Source organism: Ruegeria sp. E1, from assembly GCF_056534225.1.
Genome location: NZ_JBQFPE010000006.1, coordinates 135652 through 154908 on the forward strand (window position 1 = coordinate 135652; position 19257 = coordinate 154908).

Below are 19257 nucleotides of genomic sequence, written 5' to 3' on the forward strand. Positions count from 1 at the left end.
GTAATCTGCACGTTAACGTCGAACTGGGTGCAACAGACTATGAAACTTAACCTTCTTGCCGGGCTGATCTGGCTGTCGCTGGCCGCAATGCTGAGTTTTGCAACCGTAGCCGGAGCGCAAACTGGACTGATCCCCGGCTACCCGACGGGAACCACCGAAGAACCGGTGCCCGAAGGTGATCTGGCCGGGGCGATCCGATCCGCCACCGAAGCCGGGGCAAGCGTGATCGTGATCGACAGCACCGGCCAGATCGTGACGACACAGGGCCAGACGAACGCAGAGGCCGAGGATACCGCCGCCGATCCGATGGGCGAGGGTTCGCAACTGATGAAGGCGCAGGAGCGGTTTTCGAAGTTTCGCGAATCTGTCCGGTCGCGGCTTGAGGCGTGGCCCTATTCGGTGTTCGAGGTTCAGTATGTGCTGAGGCAGACCAGTCCCGACGGGCGCATCCAGACCTATTTCGAGGTGCTGGCCTGGAACATTCTGTTCCTGCTGCTGGGCCGCTGGCTGTCGATCGAGCTGTACGGAAAACGCTTTGCCAAGCGCTGGGTGGTGGCGCGGGTCAAAGACAACCCGCAGGGTTTTCGCGACAAGATGCCGTTTCTGGTGTTCCGCTTTCTGATGGGCATTGGCGGCACGGTCTTTGCTATGCTGATGGCGCTGATCGTGGGTTATCTGTTCTTTGGCGAGGCCGAGGATCTGTCGATCCAGTTCACGGTAACGGCCATCTTCTCGGCCTATTTCCTGTCGCGTACGGTTGCGGATCTGTGGCGGATGATCCTGTCGCCTTACCTCAGCCAGTACCGCCTGCCGCCGTTTTCGGACCGGGATGCAAAGCGGCTGTACCTGTGGGCCTCGGCGCTTGCGACCTATGACATTTCAGTCGTGATGTTTTCGACCTGGGTGGCCGATTTCGGACTGAATTACAACGTCTATGCGGTGGTCTATGGCGGGCTGACGCTGTTGGGGGCGTTTGGCAATGTGCTGATGATCCTGTTCAATGCGCGCAGCATTTCCAACGCGATCCGCGGCGGGCGTGCGCCGGATCAGGTGTCGTGGATCTTGCGTTTTATCTCGTTCGCCTGGGCCCCGGTTTTGATCGTGTACATGGTGTTCAGCTGGTTCAAGCTGGCCGTCGATCTGGTGCTGGAGGTTCAGGATTCGGTGCCGATAGTGGCCAGCAGCTATGCGATCTTCATGTCGGTCGTGGTGGCCTATGGCGCGATGAACTATTTGCTGGAGCGCTATTTCGACCGCAACCGGGCCATTGAGGAAATGAACGCCGAGGATGAGGCCGAGGCCGAGGATGAGGTCATCGCCACGCCCGAGGCCGAAAAACGCCGCCATTCTATCGTGACCTACGAAGATCTGGCGCGCCGGGTTGCGGGCATTCTGGCCTTTGTGGTCGGGGCCTACGCGCTGGTCGTGATCTGGAACCCGCAGGCGAACTGGAGCGAGGATCTGCCCATCGAACGCGCGCTGGACGTGATGGTGATCCTGTTCATGGGCTATGTGCTGTTTCACTTTTTCCGCGTCTGGATCGACAGCAAGATCGCGGAAGAGGCGGATGATGGCGGGGCCGAGGCGGAACTGGGCGATGAGGGTGGCGAAGGTGGGCAGAGCCGTCTGGCGACCCTGCTGCCCTTGTTCCGGGGGGCCATTCTGGCCGTGGTTGTCGTCACCATTGCGCTGATCGTGCTGATGGAGCTGGGCATCAATGTCAGCCCGCTGTTTGCGGGTGCCGGTGTGGTTGGTCTGGCCGTTGGTTTCGGATCACAAACGCTGGTGAGGGACATCTTTTCGGGCGCGTTTTTCCTGATGGATGATGCGTTCCGCAAGGGCGAGTACATTGATATCGGAGATGTGAAGGGGACGGTCGAAAAGATCTCGGTCCGGTCGTTTCAGTTGCGCCACCATCTGGGGGCGCTGAACACGATCCCGTTTGGTGAGATCAAGGTGCTGACCAACTATTCCCGCGATTGGGTGATCATGAAACTGCCGTTGCGGGTGACCTATGACACGGACGTCGAGAAGGTGCGCAAGCTGATCAAGAAGCTGGGGCAGGAGTTGCTGAGCGATCCGGTGATCGGCGAGAATTTCATCCAGCCGCTGAAATCGCAGGGTGTGATCGAAATGCAGGATTCGGCGATGATCATCCGGGTCAAGTTCATGACCAAACCGGGCGATCAGTGGCTGGTGCGCAAGAAGGTCTATCAGGAAATCCGCGAGCTGTTTGCCCGCGAAGGCATTCATTTTGCCCATCGCGAGGTCACGGTGCGTCTGGCCGATGGCAAAGACCCCGAAGATCTGACCCCGAAACAGCGCGAGGCCGTGACCGGTGCCGCGCAGGCGGCGATTGACGAGGATTATCTGGACGATATCGGCCCGGCGGGGGATGATCGCTAGGGGAGGCTCTCCCGCCCCTTTGACCTGCATCGCTGGCGCGATGCCAGCCAAAGCGTTGGGCCGGGCCGCGCGTGTCGCGCGGCGGGCTGAGAACTAGGGCCAGTCGGGGTCGGAGGTTCCGAGCTGTGAGGCGGGTAGGGGCCAGCGCATCCGGGCTGCGCCGACGCTGAGCGCGGGTTTGAGGCGGTGGCCTGCGCCCCATCCCGAGGTTTCGGTGTCGGAGGCGTAGTCGTCGGAACCGGGGCTGGTGATGTCTTGCTGATCGCTGGTTTTGGCGAGGCTCGCCAGCAATTCAGCGGTGCGGGCCAGTGACAGATGCGCAGTCATGACGGTGTTGCCCGAGGCGGCCTGCGCCAGCGCGGACAGCACGGCGGCGGCCATCAGGTAGCCGGTGGCATGGTCCAGCGCCTGAACCGGCAGGGGCGTGGGTTTGTCGGCCCCGGCCCACTCCATCCCCGCATGGGCGATGCCCGCGCTCATCTGCACCAGACTGTCAAAGCCGCGCCGGTTGGCCCATGGACCTTGCCAGCCATAGGCATCCAGCGTGACCTCGATCCGGTTGGGGGCCAGCTCGTCGCGTTTGGCTTTGGTCAGGCCCAGCGCATCCAGCGCGCCGGGGCGGTAGCCATGCACAAAGACATCTGCCTGGGACAGCAGGGCTTGCAACCGCTCGAACCCATCGGGCGATTTCAGGTCGAGATAGGCGCAGCGTTTGCCCAGCGAGATATCGGGTATCACGCCGGGTTCGTCCCAGCCCGGTGGATCGATGCGCAGAACGTCGGCCCCAAACCCGGCCAGCGTGCGGGTCGAGACCGGGCCTGCCAGAACGCGGGTCAGATCCAGTACGCGCAACCCGGCCAAGGGGCGCTGGGCTGTGGCTTGTGGCCGGTCGCGCAATGTGACGCTGCGCGGGGATTGCCAGGCGATCAGCGGGTCGCGGGATACGGCGCGGCCTTGCGGGTGGTCTTGCCATTCGGACCGGCTGCGCATGGCGGCGGCAACGCCACCGGAGGCCACGACCGCGCCTTCCAGTTCGGTGCTTGTCCAGTTGCGCACGGCGCGGGTGACGGCGTCGCGGTCTGCGTCTGTGCCCAGAATCTTGAGTGCGGCGGCGCGGTGGCGGGGCAGGTTGGTGTGCAATCTGATCCATCCGTCCGATGTGCGGTAGTCCCCGGCGATGGCGTCCCAGAGGCTGGGCATATCCCAACCATCGGGTTTGAAGGAAAACCCGTACCAGAGCGAGGCCAGACGGTGATCAACGCGCACATCCGGCGCGGTTCCGGTCAGGTTCAGGGCTGTTGTCAGGCGGGCCAGTTCCTGCCCTACGGCGGCAAAACTGAGGGTCGCCAATTCCGACACCGCAAAGGCGCTGGGCCGGTCGCCGGTGCCGGTTGTCTGAAAACTGTCCGGGGCGGGAAGCGAGGCAAGCAGGCTCATTGCTGATAGGGATCGAGGCTGTCGCGCAAGCCGTCGCCGAGGAAGTTGAAGGCCAGAACCACGACGATGATGGGCAGCATGGGGATGGCTGTCCACGGGTAGATCTCGATCGATGCAAGGTTCTGCGCATCGTTCAGCATCACGCCCCAACTGACCGCAGGGGCGCGCAGGCCAAGGCCAAGGAAGGACAGTGCGGTTTCGCCAAGGATCATCGCGGGGATCGACAGGGTGGCCGATGCAATCAGGTGTGACATGAAGTTCGGCAGCAGGTGCTTGCGGATCACCCGGCCCGAGGATGCGCCCATCATCTCAGCCGCGCGCACGTATTCTTCCTCGCGCAGGGACAGGAATTTGGCGCGCACGGATCGGGCGAGGCCGGGCCAGTCGAGGATGCCGAGGATGATCGAGATGATGAAGAAGACCGCGACGGGGCTCCAATTCGAGGGTACTGCGGCCGAGAGGGCGAGCCACAGGGGCAGTTCCGGTAGCGAGCGCAGGATTTCGATCACGCGGTTGATGACCCAGTCGATCTTGCCGCCGAAATATCCGGCCATCGATCCGAAGAGGATACCCAGGAAGAATGACACCGAGATGCCGATCAGGCCCACGGTCAGCGACAGCTGCGCGCCATAGAGGATGCGGCTGAATACATCCCGGCCCAGACGGTCCGAGCCCCAAAGGAACAGGGTGGCGCCTTCGGGCGCGCAGAACAGGTGGGTGTCGGATTTGATCAGACCGGCCAGCTTATATTCGGACCCTTCGCAGAAAAACTTGATCGGGCGGGGGTCATCCTCATCGGGGACGAACTTCCACTGGAAGGTCTCCAGATCGGCCTCGGCCACGATGGGATAGACGTAGGGCCCGATGAATTCGCCCTCGTGGAACCAGTTCACCGATTGCGGCGGGGCGTAGAGGTGTTCTCCGTTCCGGTCGTTGGGGCCGTAGGGCGCGATGAAGCCTGCGAAGGGCAGCATCAGATAGCACAGCAGTAAGAAGATGCCCGAGATCAGGCCCAGCTTGTGGGTGCGGAATTTGCGCCAGACCAGTATCCAGTTGGGCGCGTCCAGATCGGCGCGTTCCAGTTGCTGGATCGAGGCCTGTGGGTCGAACGGGGCGTCGTCGACATAGCGGTTGTCGGGTTTGTCGGTCATGCTTCGCGCCCCTCGTATCGGATGCGCGGGTCAAGCATGACCAGCAGGATGTCAGAGATCATGGTGCCGATCAGGGTCAGCAGGGCCACGAACATCAGGATGAAGGCCGACAGGAACTGGTCCTGCGTTTTCAGTGCCGTCAGCAGGGTCGGGCCGATGGTCTGCAAGCCCAGCACGACCGAGACCAGAACCGAGCCCGAGACCATCGAGGGCAGCAGGTTGCCGATATCGGCCACGAACGGGTTGAAGGCCACGCGCAGGGGATACTTGGTCAGCATCCGCGATGGGGCCATGCCCTTGGCGATGGCGGTTTCCACGTAGGGCTTGCCCAGCTCGTCCAGCATATTTGCTCGCAGGCGCTGCATCATCGCCGAGGCGCCTGACGTGCCGATCACGAAGGTCGGTACGATCAGGTGGACAAGGATGGATTTCAGCTTATCCCAGCTCATCGGTTGGCCCTCAAACGAGGGGTCCATCAACCCGCCGATGGGCAGGTTGAAATAACGGTGGCCGTAGTAGAACAGGATCAGTGCCAGCAGAAAGTTCGGGGTGGCCAGACCCAGATAGCCGACGAAGGCCGAGGTGTAGTCGATCCATGTGCGCGACTTGGCTGCGGCCAGGACACCCAGCGGCAGGGCCACGGCATAGACGAACAGGATTGCGGCCAGATTGACCACGACGGTCAGCCAGAGCGTTTCGCCGACAATCTCGCGCACGGGACGGTCGAATTCGAAAGACCAGCCGTAATTGCCTTGCAGCAACCCCTCGAACCCGTGGGGTCCGGGCCAGAAGCCGATCCAGATCAGGTATTGTTCGGGCAGGGACCGGTCCAGCGAGTATTCCTTGCGCAGAAACTCGGCCTTGGCGACGCCAGCGGATTGGCCCGAGGCCTGCAATTCCGCGATCTGGTTGCTGAGATAGTCGCCGGGGGGCAGGTTGATGATCACGAAGATCAGCACCGAGACCACCAACAGGGTCAGCAGCATCGTGAAAAAGCGATACACCGCATAGCGCAGCATGACCATTTAGCTGCTCCTGACTTAGTCGGCGAAGAAGAACTCGTCCGGGCGGTAGACACCGAAATGCGCGCCGGGTTCCCATGCCCACATGGCCTGTTCCGGGACGTTGCGCAGGCGGTTCGACACGACGATAGGTTGCGGCGCGCCGTTCAGGATGCCGATGGCATAAAGCTGATCGGCGTGGATCTTCAGCATCTCTTCCCAGACGGCCCGACGTTCGTCATCGGTGGTGGCGATTTCCCAATCGTGGGCCAAGGTCATCAGGCGTTCCGCTTCGGGCATGTCGGGCGGTTCGCCCGAGCCACCGCCGGTTTGATAGTACTGCCCCCATTTGGGCCAGGCCAAAAAGACCTGATCGGTCGGGGCGAGATAGGAAGGCGAGGTGTGCAGCTGCGGGATGCCGTCATCCCAGCCGAACCAGACCGAGGCCATGGTATTGCCGGAAAACACCCGGTTGCGCAGAATGTCCCGATCCAGCGGCCGCATCACCAGCTTGACGCCAACATCACGCCAGTTGTCGGTGACGATCTGCAGGGCGTTCTCGACCTCTTGCCGCTCACCCGCGGTTTCGATCACCAGTTCCATCGGGCGACCATCGGGCAGCAGGCGGATGCCGTTGCCGTCGCGTTGGTCAAGGCCGGCCTCATCCAGCAGGGCGTTGGCCTGATCAATGTCGTATTGCGCCCAGGCCTGCGCGTTTTCTTCATTGTAGAAGGGCGAGGCAGGCAGGACCGACATGGCGCCGGGCTGCGCCAGCTTGAAATAGAGCGCCTGATTGATGGTTTTCCGGTCGATCGCCAGTGACAGGGCGCGGCGCACACGTACATCGCGCAGAACCTCGCGCCAGCCGTCATCGTCAAAGTTCAGATTGGGATAGATCGCGATTTGCGAGGCAACCCCGGTTTTCCAAAGCAGCGTTTTGTACCCTCCTTCGGCCTCGCCCTTTTTCAGGATCGAGGCATCGCGGAAGGCCAGACCGCGCCCTTGCAGGTCAGTTTCACCGGCATTTGTCTTGGCGGCGACCAGACCGGGGGCGACGATCTCCATCTCGACCACATCGATATAGGGCAGTTGCACGCCGTTGGTGTCGATGCGGTGATAATAAGGGTTGCGTACAAAGCTGTGGCGGATCTTTTTGCCCGAGCTTGCGTTCAGCCAGGGCTGCAGCGTCGGCAATTCGTGATTGTCGAACTTATAGAGGTTATCGAGCTTGTTATGCAGGGCGGCCCAGCTTTTGACGCGGGCATCTTCGACCTCAAACGCCAGATCGTCGGCGTTGGCGAATTTCTCGTGATATTTCTTCAGAAACTCGGACGGGCGATAGATGAAGGGTGGACGGGCCTGCGCCAGAGATTGCAGGAAATCGGGGTTCGGGTCGGCCCATTCGAAGATGACTGTCTGTTCATCGGGGAAGGTCACGGTAGGGGGTTTGCCTTCGACCATCAGGAAATCAGGCGGGCCGGAGGGGCTGAGCAGTTCGTTATTTGCCACATCCTCCCACCAATAGCGGAAATCTTCGGAGGTGAAGGGCGTGCCATCGGACCATTTGTGGCCGTCGCGCAGGTGCAGGGTAAACTTGCGGTTATCCTCGTTTTCATACGAGGCCAGCAGGTCTGGCGTCAGTTCGTAGTTTTCGTCAAAGCCGACAAGGCGGGCATAGCCGTAGACGACCATTTGGCGGATGTCCTTGGACCGCGTCACCATCGTGCGCAGCGTGCCGCCAGGGGTGCCCATCTCGCGCCCTTTTGCAAGCGGGTCCACGATCAGCGGCTCGGCCGGGATGCGCTCCTGCGCGGGGGGCAGGTTGCCGGCGTCAACCTCGGACTTCCAAAAGGCGCTTTCCTGCACCGCGGGGTTCGATTGCGCCATGGCAGGCAGCAATCCCAGCAGGGCCAGCGAAGAGGCCAGAAACATATGTCGAGTGGTCTTAAACATGGCAACGTACCTTATGGCCAGGTTCCATCTCTGTGAGTGAGGGTATCACGGAGTCGGAGAAACGGAAGGCATCATCCCAACTGTCCGGCGAACCTGCGCCCAAAGCAACCAGTTTCAGGTCGATCGGGCGATTAATGTCAGGTTCCGGCTGCGCCGCTATCAGCGCTTTGGTGTAGGGATGACGGGGATTGTAGAACAAAGTTTCGGGCGGGGCCTGTTCGACGACAAGCCCCTGGCGCATGACCGCGACCTCGTCCGCGATGCGGGCAACGACGGCAAGGTCGTGTGAGATGAACAGGTAGGACAGGTTCAAGCTGTCCTGCAGATTTTCAAGCAGAGTCAGGATTTGTTCCTGTACCGAGACATCCAGCGCCGAGGTCGGCTCGTCACAGACAATCAGCGCCGGGTCGAGCATCATGGCGCGGGCAATCGACAGACGCTGGCGCTGACCGCCGGAAAACGCATGGGGATAGCGTTTGAGCATATCCGCGTTCAATCCAACCCGTTGCAGCATTTCGCCCGCCTTGTCGCGTTGCTCGGCGGTTGTGCCCAGCCGGTGAATCTCAAGCGGTTCGGTCATTGCGTCCTGAATGCGCATCCGGGGGCTGAGCGAGCTGTAGGGGTCCTGAAACACCATCTGCGCCTTGCGCTGGAATGCGGTGCGTTCAGCTTTGGACATCTTGTGGACGGTGATCGGTTCGGCATCGGCGGAGGCGCGGAACAGGACCTGCCCGCCGGGGTCGGGCAGTTCGGCGCCCAGTGCGATGCGGGCCGCCGTGGTCTTGCCCGAGCCGCTTTCGCCCACAATCGCCAATGTCTTGCCGCGCGCCAGTTTCAGGTCGACACCCCGACAGGCATGGATCAGCTTTTCAGCCTTCCAACCTTTGGACGAGCGCATGGAATAGGTTTTTGACACCTCGGTCATTTCAAGGATCAGGTCTTCGTCCGGCATCGGCAGGCCAACCGCGTCCTGATCCGGGATCGCCGGGGCGGCGTCGAAGAGCTGCTTGGTATAGGGGTGCGCGGGTGCGGTCAGGATCGGGGCAGCGGGGCCAGATTCCATCACGCGGCCTTTGTGCATGACCACGACTTGCTCGGCCATGTTGGCGACAACGCCCAGATCATGGGTCACAAGGATCAGGGCCATGCCGGTTTCGCGCTGCAATTCCTTGATCAGCCCAAGAACCTGCGCCTGCGTCGTGACGTCCAGCGCCGTGGTGGGTTCATCCGCGATCAGAAGCTCGGGCTTGGAAACCATCGCCATGGCGATCATCGCGCGCTGGCGCATCCCGCCGGATAGTTCGAACGGATAGCTGTCATAGGCCCGTTGCGGGTCGGGAAAGCCGACGCGTTCAAACTGGGTGATGACCTCTTTGCGGGCCTGTGCCTCGGACGCGCCGCGGTGCAGCCACAGAACTTCGGACACCTGATTGCCGATTTTGTGCAGGGGGGACAGCGACCGCATGGGTTCCTGAAAGATCATCGACACCCGGTTGCCGCGAATGCCGCGCATCTGCTTTTCGCTGATCGCGGTCAGATCGGCGGTGCCTTTTGAATCATTCAGCGTGATCGAGCCGCTGCGTATCTGCGCGGTGCGCGGCAGGATGCGCAGGGCGGCGCGGCAGGAAATCGTCTTGCCGGACCCGGATTCGCCAACCAGTGCAAGCGTTTGCCCTGGCGCAACATCAAAGCTGACATTCTGGACAACGGACGGACCCGCGCCAAAACCTATGCTGAGATCCCGAACGGACAACAGAGCAGTCATGCGGGCAGTCTACCCGGTTGGCCGTGGAAAAACATTGGCTTCGTGGTCTCCCTGAGTTTTTTAGTGCAGTTTCGCGCGGTTGGGGCGCGGTAGTCAAACACCTTCTTGGGTGGAATTGTCGCGGGAATGTGAATTTCCGCCTGTTTGCCTACACAATGAGTTGAGTTTTTGTCATCAATGGCGGCATCGGCCATAGATGTCAGCCGACGACAAATACAAAGGGGTTCGCTTGTGTCCGACAATCAAAGCCGTCTGGATCTGTTCATCGACCGCATGGTGTCGCAACGCGCCTGTCTGGATTTTGCGATTTCCCAGACCGCAGGCCAGCCCGGCCCGGTGTTCGAGCTGGGTTTGGGGAACGGGCGCACCTATCACCACATGATCCAGCACATTCAGGACCGACCGGTTTATGTGTTCGAGCGCGCGGTGGCCTCGCACCCCGATTCCACCCCGCCCGAGGATCGCGTCATATTGGGTGATGTGCGCGAGACCCTGCCTGCGTCGGTCGAGCGGTTTGGTGCAACCGCCAGTCTGATCCATGCGGATCTGGGCGGGCATAACCGGGAAAAGAATGATGCATTTGCGCGGCTCGTCTCACCTTTGATCGAACCCTTGCTGGCACCCGGCGGGCTGATGGTATCCAGCGACCGGATGTATTTCGAAGGGCTGGCCGAGTTGCCCCTGCCACCGGGGGCGGTCGAGGGGCGCTGTTTCATTTATCGCCGATAAGGGGCCAGCCATGCTGTTCTACGATTGCCCGACTGCCCCGAACCCGCGCAGAGCCCGGATGTTCATCGCGGAAAAGGGGCTGGAGATCGAAACCCGCGCGGTCTCTATCGCCCAAGGGGAACAGTTGGGGGCTGCGTTTCTGGCGGTAAACCCGCGTGGAACCCTGCCTGTTCTGGTAACAGATGAAGGATCGGTTCTGACCGAGAACCTTGGCATCGCGGCCTATCTTGAGGCGCGGTTCCCCGAGCCGCCGTTGATGGGGCGCACGCCTGATGAAAAGGGTGCGGTGTTGATGTGGAACAGCATTGTCGAGCAACAGGGCGGCCTGCCGATAGCCGAAACGCTGCGCAATACGCATCCGGCGTTTACGGACCGGGCAATTCCGGGGCCCGAGAATCATGCGCAGATCCCCGAACTGGCGCAACGCGGCGCGGCGCGGGTGGGGCAGTTCTTTGATCTGCTGGAAGAACGGCTTGCCGACAGTCCCTATCTTGCAGGGGACGCGTTGACGCTGGCCGATATCACCGGTTTCGTCTTTGTCGATTTTGCCCGTGTGATCAAACGGCGCATTCCTCAGGAAAACACTGCTACTTTGGCCTGGTTCGACCGGATTGGGGCACGGCCAAGCGCGCAGCTTTAAGGCTGTGTCCTTTGGCTGAATAGTCCGTGCGGCCGGTACTGTACAGAAATGTCTAGACAGAAGTGAACAGTGCCTCTAGCGTCCTCTGCGAGCCATGCAGGGAGGGCGGGATGAAATCTCAGTATCGTGTTGTAGTGATCGGGGGCGGTGTTGTTGGGGCCTCGGTCCTGTATCATCTGGCCAAGTTCGGCTGGTCGGATGTGGTGATGCTGGAACGGCGGCGTCTGGCCTCGGGGTCGTCGTGGCACGCGGCAGGCGGTATTCATGCGCTGAATGCCGATCCGAACATGGCGGCGTTGCAGGCTTATACCATCGATCTGCTGAGTGAGATCGAAAAGGAATCGGGTCAGAATATCGGGTTGCACATGACCGGCGGCCTGACACTGGCGGGCACGCCCGAGCGGTGGGAGTGGTTGCAGGCGAATTACCGCATTTTCCAGTCCATCGGCATTGATGATTGTGAGTTGCTGTCGCCCGAAGAGGCGCAGAAACGCTGCCCGATCATGTCCACCGATGGCGTGCTGGGCGCGATGTGGGCGGATCGCGAGGGGTATATCGACACGACCGGAACCGTACAGGCCTATGCGACTGCCGCCCGGAAGCGCGGCGCGGAATACTACGAAGAAACCAAGGTCGAAAGCCTGACGCAGACGGCAGATGGCTGGGAGGTTGTGACCGACAAGGGCACCATTACCTGTGAGCATGTGGTCAACGCCGCAGGCCTTTGGGCCAAGCAGGTGGGTCGCATGGCCGGAGTGGAGCTGCCAGTTTCTCCGCTGAAGCACCACTATCTGATCACCGACACGGTGCCCGAGGTGGCGCAGGCGGATTTTGAGATGCCGATGACCGTGGATCTGGAAGGCTTTACTTATATGCGGCAGGACCAGAAGGGTGTTCTGGTCGGCATTTACGAGGTCGAGCACGAACATTGGGCCATGGATGGCGCGCCGTGGAACTATGGCGAGGAGCTGTTTCAGGAACAGCTGGATCGGATCGAGAACGAATTGATGCTGGGCTTTGAGCGGTATCCGTCGATCCAGAATGTGGGCATCAAGACTTGGGTGAACGGCGCGTTTACCTTTGCGCCGGACGGGAACCCTCTGGTCGGGCCTGTGCCGGGCAAGCGGGGCTATTGGTCTGCCTGTGCGGTGATGGCCGGGTTCTTGCAGGGCGGCGGCGTCGGCAAGACGCTGGCCGAGTGGATGATCCATGGTGAGCCCGAGGCCGATGCCTGGCCGATGGATGTGGCCCGCTTTGGCGATTTCGCGCAGAACAAGCGGTATATCCGCGAGACCACGGGGCAGTTCTATTCGCGCCGCTTTGTGATGACCTATCCGAACGAGCAATTGCCCGCAGGTCGCCCGCTGAAAATGGCCCCGGCGCATGATGCGATGACCGAGGCCGGGTGCAAATGGGGCGTCAGTTGGGACTTGGAAGTGCCGCTGTATTTTGCGCCGAAAGGGTTTGAGGAAACACCGACGCTCAAGCGGTCAAACGCGCATGATATCGTGGCCGAGGAATGCAAGGTGATCCGCGAGGGTGTGGGCCTGATGGATATCTCGGGCTTTTCGCGGTTTGAGGTCACGGGCCCGAACGCTGAGGCGTGGTTGGATAAGGTCATGGCTTTGAGGCTGCCCGCGCCGGGTCGGGCGAAACTTGCGCCGATGCTGGGCGAGAACGGGCGGCTCAAGGGCGATCTGACCGTGCTGAACTGGGGCGATGGTACCTGGTGGATCATGGGCAGCTATTACCTGCGCGCCTGGCATATGCGCTGGTTTGACGATCACATGATGGACGGCGTCAATGTCCGCGATCTGGGCGAGGAATATTGCGGCTTTGCCGTTGTTGGCCCGAAATCGCAGGCGGTGGTCGAGAAGCTGGCAGAGCAGGATATCGGTGGCCTGAAATTCATGGGGTGTGCAGATTTCGATATCGGTCTGGTCCGCGCCCGCGTCGCGCGCATGTCGGTGACGGGCGAAAAGGGCTATGAGATCAATTGCCGCTATGGCGACCATATCAAACTGCGTCGGATGCTGCTTGAGGCCGGGGCGGATGAGGGCATTCGCGAGTGTGGCTTCAACGCGATGCTGTCGACGCGGCTTGAAAAGAGCTTTGGCATCTGGTCGGCGGAGTTCACGCAGCTTTACACGCCCGGGATGACGGGCATGGACCGCTGGATCGACTGGGACAAGGATTTTGTCGGCAAAGAGGCGGCATTGGCTGAACGCAACGGCAATGGCCCCGCGCAGGTTCAGGTGACGTTGGAGGTGGACGCGCTGGACGCGGATGCCAGCGGGTATGAACCGATCTGGGCGGGTGAGGAACGCGTCGGTTTTGTGACCTCAGGCGGGTATGGGCATTACACCGGCAAGTCGCTGGCCATGGCGCTGGTGAATCGCGACAAGGCGGAGCCGGGGACCGAGCTGTCGGTGCATGTGGTGGGCGTTGAACGGCCTGCGCGGATCATTGCGGCCTCGCCCTATGATCCGCAGGGCAAAGCGATGCGGGGTTAACCATGTCAGCGCGGGATCGAGGACGGCGACGGCGCGGGGTCGAGGCCGCGCCCAGCCGCGAGGTGAACTATCGCCAGTTGCGGAACCCGTTTCCGCAGATGGAGGTGTTTCCGGCGGACCAGATTGCAAACATGCATGACACCGCGCTGCGGACACTGGAGGAACTGGGCGTCAAGGTCTTGTTGCCCGAGGCGACCGCTCTGTTCAAGACGGCGGGCGCGCGTGTGGATGAAGACAGCCAGATGGTCTTTATCGGGCGCGAGATGGTTGAGGCGGCGATAGCTTCGGCCCCGAAATCGATCCCCTGTCGCGCAGGGGCGCGGCATCGGGACTTTACGCTGGAACTGGGGTCTTTGGTGTTTCAGCCGGGGGCCGGGGCACCGAATGCCACCGATCTGGAACGGGGGCGGAGGCCTGCGACCGGGCAGGACTATCTTGAGTTTCTGAAGCTGACGCATCATTTCGACGTGTTCCAGATGATTTCTCCGCAGGTTGAGCCGCAGGATGTGCCGACCAACGTGAGGCACTATTTCACCACGCAGGCGCAGATGGAGTTGACCGACAAGTTCCCGTTCTTCTTTTCGCGCGGGACGCCGCAGGTGATGGACAATTTCGAGATGCTTTCGATCGCGCGGGGCCTGTCGGATGACGAATTCCGCGCAAACCCGCATTGCTACACCATCATCAACACCAACAGCCCGCGCACGCTGGACATTCCGATGGCGCAGGGGCTGATCGATTTTGCGCGGCATGGGCAGATGTCGATCATCACGCCGTTTACCCTTATGGGGGCAATGGCCCCGATCACGGTTGCGGGGGCCATTACGCTGTCTCATGCCGAGGCCTTGGCGGCGTTGACGCTGACGCAACTGGCCCGCCCCGGCGCGCCGGTTTGCTATGGCACATTCACCAGCAACGTGGACATGAAATCGGGCGCGCCCGCCTTCGGGACGCCGTCGCATTTCCAGGCCTCGCTTGCGGCAGGGCAGTTGGCACGGCATTTGGGTCTGCCGTGGCGATCCGCCGCCGGGTCGGCGTCAAACATCAACGATGTACAGGCGGCAAATGAAAACCAGTTTGGCCTTTGGGGGTGCCTGATGGCGGGGGCCACGGTCATCATCCACTCGGCCGGTTGGCTTGAGGGCGGTCTGACGGTGTCGTTCGAGAAAATGATCTGCGACGCCGAGGTGCTGAACATGGTGGCGGAACTCTGCGCCGGGGCGCAGGCCGGAACATCCGAGATCGGCTTTGACACGGCGCTGCGCGAGGTCGAGCCCAGCGGGCACTTTTTCGCCTCAAGCCAGACGATGGAGCGGTACAATACCGAGTTCTATGAACCGCATGTGCACGACTATGCCAATTTCGGAACCTGGACCGAGCGCGGCTCGGTCGATGCCAATCAGCGGGCGACAGGGGTCTGGAAGGACATTCTGGCGAATTTCGAAGCGCCTGCGCAAAGCGACCATTTGGGCGCAATGCATGATTTCATTGCCCGACGTACCGCCGAAGGTGGTGCCCCGCCGGAGAGTTGAATGAACAGCAAACCAATCCTGCATCGCGATGATCCAAAGGCGGAACCTCTGGTCGGTAACGTCAAGGTCACGCGTGACGACTGGCTGAATGTGGCGATGGATGTGCTGATCTCGGACGGGGTTGATCAGATCAAGGTTCTGAATCTGGCCGAGCGGATGGCGGTGTCGCGGTCGTCTTTCTACTGGTACTTCAAATCGCGGCAGGAATTGCTGGACGCATTGTTGGCGCGCTGGCAGGCCACGAACACGGCCGCCCTGATCGCGCAGGCCGAAGCCCCTGCCGAGACGATCACGGGGGCCGTCTGCAATGTGCACCGATGCGTTGTGAACACCGCCTTGTTCGACACCGCGCTGGATTTTGCCGTGCGGGACTGGGCGCGCAAATCCGGCAAGGTGCGGCGCGTTCTGGATCAGTCCGACGCCAAGCGGTTGCAGGCGCTACACGCCATGTTCGCGCGCTATGGCTACCCTGAGATCGAGGCCGAAACCCGGGCGCGCGTGCTGTATTACATGCAGATCGGGTACGATCTGGCGCAGTTGAACGAGCCGATGGACATACGGATTTCGATGGTGCCGCATTATCTATATGTCTTCACCGGCGTCGAACCCCGCCCCGAAGAGGTGGCCGAGTTCAGCGCCTATTCACAGCGTCACTGGTCGGGCGGGGAAAGCTGAGCCATCAACTCGGCAGCACGCGCCTTGGCCGTTTCGGCGGCTTGGATTCGCACCGGGCCATAGCCACGGATTTCGTCTGCGCAGGCCATGATTTTGGTCCAGTGGTCATGGGTTTCGGCGCTGTAGTTCGCAACCATCCGGTCCAGCAGGCGCTGATACCACGCAAGCAGGTCACGATGCATGCGCGCCTCGGCGTGGTAGCCGAACGGGTTCAGGGGTGATCCACGCAGCCTGCGAGCACGCGTGAGCAAGGTCAGGGCGGGGTGCAGCCATGCGCCCATTTTCCATTTGCGAGGCCGCCCCCGGCCATCCTTGCGCCACGCGAGCAGCGGCGGGGCCATATGGTAGGTCAGTTTCGGAGCGCCTTCGAATTTCTCTGCGAGGTCTTTGGCGAAGGCTTTGCCGGTCATCAGGCGGGCGACCTCGAATTCGTCCTTATAAGCCATGAACCGGAACAGGTTGCGTGCGACTGATTGGATCAGATGTTCATCGGCGGTGGGCAGGGCACGCCGGATTTCGGTGAGCCGATCAATGTAGCGCTGGCTGTAGCGATCATCCTGATAGTCGCGCAGGAAATCGGCGCGATGGGTGATCATCTGATCCAGCGTTTCCGGTTGCCGATCCGGTTTAGAGTTCAGGCGATCCGGCTGATGCGCAAAAACGCGACCGATGGCAAAGGCCAGCCGGTTCTTTTCGATGGCAACCCCGTTCAGCAAAATGGCCTGATTCAGTGCGGTTTGCGACACCGGCACCAGCCCCTTTTGCCACGCATAGCCCAGCAGGATCACGTTGGCGAAAACACTGTCGCCCAGCAGGCGTTCAGCGGCGGCGTTGGCATCGAAGGCCGACAAGTTTTCGGTGCCCACGACTTGTTCGATGGCCTGTTCGCGCGCGTCGACCTTAAGCTGGGCGTCGCGGTGCAGAACCAGATCTCCGGTCGGCATCTCGGCGCGGTTCAGCACAACCTGCGTGCCGTGACGGTAATGGGCCGAGGCTTTGGGTGCGGAACTGACCACCACGTCGCAACCGATCACCGCATCCGCCGCGCTTTGATCAATGCGCACCTGATTGAGGGCATCGGGTTTTGAGCCCAGCCGGATATAGCTGAGCACCGTGCCGAATTTCTGGGCAAACCCGGTGAAATCCAGCACCGAGGTGCCTTTGCCCTCAAGATGCGCGGCCATTGTGATGAGGGCTCCGACCGTGACGACGCCGGTGCCGCCGACGCCGGTGACAAGCAGGTCGTAGGGTTTGGTCAGAGGTGGCAGGTCGGGTGCCGGCAATCCGGTTTCCAGCGTGTCCAATTCCAGCGCGGTGTCGCGTTTGCGGCGGGTCGCGCCTTCGACGGTGACGAAGCTGGGGCAGAAGCCGTTGAGGCAGGAGAAGTCCTTGTTGCACGAGCTGAGATTGATCTTGCGTTTGCGGCCAAGCGGGGTTTCGCGGGGCTCGACGCTCAGGCAGTTGGAGGCGACAGAGCAATCGCCGCAGCCTTCGCAGACCAGATCATTGATCCAGACGAATTTGGCCGGGTCGGGCAGGGTGCCCCGTTTGCGGCGGCGGCGCTTTTCCGTGGCGCAGGTCTGTTCATAGATCAGGACGGTGACGCCGGGGATGTCGCGCAGCTCGCTTTGCAGGGCGTCCATTTCGGCGCGGTCATGGAATGTGGTGCGGGTCGGGAAATCGGCGCGGCGGAACTTGGTGATGTCGTCCGAGACCAGCGCGATCCGTTCGACCCCTTCGGCGCGGCAGGTCTGGGCGATCCCGGCGACGCTGACCGGGCCATCGACGGGCTGCCCGCCGGTCATGGCAACCGCGTCGTTGTAAAGGATTTTGTAAGTGATATTTGTGTTCGCTGCCACGGCCTGCCGGATGGCAAGGCTGCCCGAGTGATACCATGTGCCTTCGCCAAGGTTCTGGAAGATATGCTTGCCGCCGTTGAACTGCGAGGCGACCACCTGTGGCACGCCTTCGCCACCCATCTGCGCATAACCCACCGTTTCGCGATCCATCCACGAGGCCATGACATGGCAGCCGATGCCGCTGGCCGCCGTCGAGCCCTCGGGCACTTTGGTCGAGGTGTTGTGGGGACAGCCCGAGCAGAAATAGGGCGTGCGCACGGCACCCGGCACGTTGATCACGGGCGGGGGCGTTTCGGTCAGGGCCTTTGCTTTGGCGGGCAGGCCCTCTTCGGGGAAGAATGTATCCAGCCGCGCGGCGACGATGGGGGCCAGCATCAGGGGGCTGAGTTCGCCGGTCCAAGGGATCAACGGCTCGCCATGGCTGTCGTATTTACCGACCATCTTGTGGGGTTTGTCGCCGGGCCAGTCGTAGAAATATTCCTTGAACTGGCTTTCGATGATGCCGCGCTTTTCCTCGACGACCAGAACCTCGGCCTTGCCTTTCACGAACCGCAGCGCGTTGCGTCGGGCCAGTGGCCAGACCATGCCGACCTTGTAAATGTCGATGCCCAGACGGCGGCAGGCGGGTTCATCCAAGCCCAGCAGACGCAGCGCCTCCATCAGGTCCAGATGGCCCTTGCCGGTGGTGACAAAGCCGAATTTGGCGTTGTCGATGTCATAGATGCGCCGGTCGATGGGGTTGGCTTCGGCAAAAGCGCGCACGGCGCGCAGCTTGTGCTGAATGCGGGTTTCGATCTCGGGCGAGGGCAGGTCGGCGGTGCGCACATGCAGGCCGTTTGGCGGCAGGTCGATTTCGGGCAGGGTGAATTTGCGGTCGGGGTGCAGGTCAACCGACCGGGCGCTTTCAACCGTTTCGCTGATTGCCTTGAAGCCGACCCAAGTGCCGGAAAAGCGCGACAGGGCGAGCCCGTATTCGCCGTATTCCAGATATTCCGCAACCGAGGCCGGGTTCAGGGTGGGCATGAACCACGCCATGAATGCCACATCCGACTGGTGCGGCATGGATGAACTGACACAGCCATGGTCATCACCGGCCACCACCAGCACACCGCCTTTGGGGGCCGAGCCATAGGCGTTGCCATGTTTCAGCGCATCGCCCGAGCGGTCGACGCCGGGGCCTTTGCCGTACCACATGGAAAAGATGCCCTCGACCTCGCAATGAGGGTCCAGTGTGGCTTGCTGCGCGCCCAGGACGGCGGTGGCGCCGAGGTCTTCGTTAACGGCGGGCATAAAGGTGATGCGGTCGGCTTTCAGCCGGTCCTTGGCGCGCCACAGTTCTAGATCCAAGCCGCCCAGCGGTGAACCGCGATAGCCCGAGACAAACCCTGCCGTGTTCAGCCCCGCCTGTTGGTCGCGCCGGGCTTGATCCATCATGATCCGCGCCAGTGCCTGAGTGCCGGTCAGGAAAACCCGGCCCTGCGTTTGCGCATAGCGGTCGTCGAGCTGATAGGTGCGGGGCTTGGGGTCGTGGTGGCTCATATCCAGGGTCCATGGGCTGTCGGGGCGGGGGAATTTTAGCCCGGTTGTGGCGGTATT

At 61.7% G+C, this 19257-nt stretch carries 12 protein-coding genes; 6 read left to right on the plus strand and 6 right to left on the minus strand.

Translation table 11 applies throughout. The features are described 5' to 3' along the window. Positions 1-39: 39 nt before the first annotated feature. Positions 40-2406, plus strand: coding sequence for a mechanosensitive ion channel domain-containing protein (locus ACR0FG_RS09385; protein ID WP_480892347.1), 2367 nt, complete (start codon positions 40-42; stop codon positions 2404-2406). 93 nt (positions 2407-2499) lie between these two features. Here the strand turns inward: ACR0FG_RS09385 and ACR0FG_RS09390 are convergent, their stop codons facing one another. From ACR0FG_RS09390 to ACR0FG_RS09410, 5 genes are read right to left on the minus strand one after another with little or no spacing between them, the layout of a single operon-like run. After that, positions 2500-3843 carry a CoA transferase gene (locus tag ACR0FG_RS09390; protein WP_480892350.1) on the minus strand — a complete coding sequence of 448 codons (1344 nt, stop codon included), beginning with the start codon at positions 3841-3843 and terminating at the stop codon, positions 2500-2502. Then, positions 3840-4994, minus strand: coding sequence for an ABC transporter permease (locus ACR0FG_RS09395; RefSeq protein ID WP_170792855.1), 1155 nt, complete (start codon positions 4992-4994; stop codon positions 3840-3842). The genes ACR0FG_RS09390 and ACR0FG_RS09395 overlap by 4 nt, the downstream gene beginning before the upstream one ends. Next, complete coding sequence (locus ACR0FG_RS09400; protein WP_170713170.1) at positions 4991-6019, minus strand: ABC transporter permease; 1029 nt, start codon at positions 6017-6019, stop codon at positions 4991-4993. The genes ACR0FG_RS09395 and ACR0FG_RS09400 overlap by 4 nt, the downstream gene beginning before the upstream one ends. Positions 6020-6034: 15 nt before the next feature. After that, positions 6035-7948, minus strand: coding sequence for an ABC transporter substrate-binding protein (locus tag ACR0FG_RS09405; protein ID WP_480892352.1), 1914 nt, complete (start codon positions 7946-7948; stop codon positions 6035-6037). Then, positions 7941-9713, minus strand: a complete 1773-nt coding sequence (locus ACR0FG_RS09410; protein ID WP_170713165.1) for an ABC transporter ATP-binding protein — start codon at positions 9711-9713, stop codon at positions 7941-7943. The genes ACR0FG_RS09405 and ACR0FG_RS09410 overlap by 8 nt, the downstream gene beginning before the upstream one ends. A gap of 231 nt (positions 9714-9944) precedes the next feature. On the opposite strand from ACR0FG_RS09410, the gene ACR0FG_RS09415 reads away from it, so the two are divergent. The 5 genes from ACR0FG_RS09415 to ACR0FG_RS09435 all read left to right on the plus strand — a co-directional run bounded on the left by ACR0FG_RS09415 (position 9945) and on the right by ACR0FG_RS09435 (position 15802). Next, complete coding sequence (locus tag ACR0FG_RS09415; protein WP_480892355.1) at positions 9945-10442, plus strand: class I SAM-dependent methyltransferase; 498 nt, start codon at positions 9945-9947, stop codon at positions 10440-10442. A 10-nt stretch (positions 10443-10452) separates the two neighbouring features. After that, entirely contained in the window at positions 10453-11082 is a 630-nt protein-coding gene (locus ACR0FG_RS09420; RefSeq protein WP_480892357.1) for a glutathione S-transferase family protein, read from the plus strand. A 110-nt stretch (positions 11083-11192) separates the two neighbouring features. Beyond that, the gene (locus tag ACR0FG_RS09425) at positions 11193-13595 is read left to right on the plus strand and encodes a GcvT family protein (protein ID WP_480892359.1); all 2403 of its coding nucleotides are present in this window, start codon (positions 11193-11195) and stop codon (positions 13593-13595) included. 2 nt (positions 13596-13597) lie between these two features. After that, positions 13598-15127: a trimethylamine methyltransferase family protein gene (locus ACR0FG_RS09430; RefSeq protein ID WP_480892362.1), complete on the plus strand. Its 1530-nt coding sequence runs from the start codon at positions 13598-13600 to the stop codon at positions 15125-15127. After that, positions 15128-15802 (plus strand): TetR/AcrR family transcriptional regulator, encoded by a 675-nt coding sequence (locus tag ACR0FG_RS09435; RefSeq protein ID WP_480892364.1) that lies wholly within the window; start codon positions 15128-15130, stop codon positions 15800-15802. Here the strand turns inward: ACR0FG_RS09435 and ACR0FG_RS09440 are convergent. Beyond that, entirely contained in the window at positions 15778-19200 is a 3423-nt protein-coding gene (locus tag ACR0FG_RS09440; protein ID WP_480892367.1) for an indolepyruvate ferredoxin oxidoreductase family protein, read from the minus strand. The genes ACR0FG_RS09435 and ACR0FG_RS09440 overlap by 25 nt on opposite strands. Positions 19201-19257: the final 57 nt, after the last annotated feature.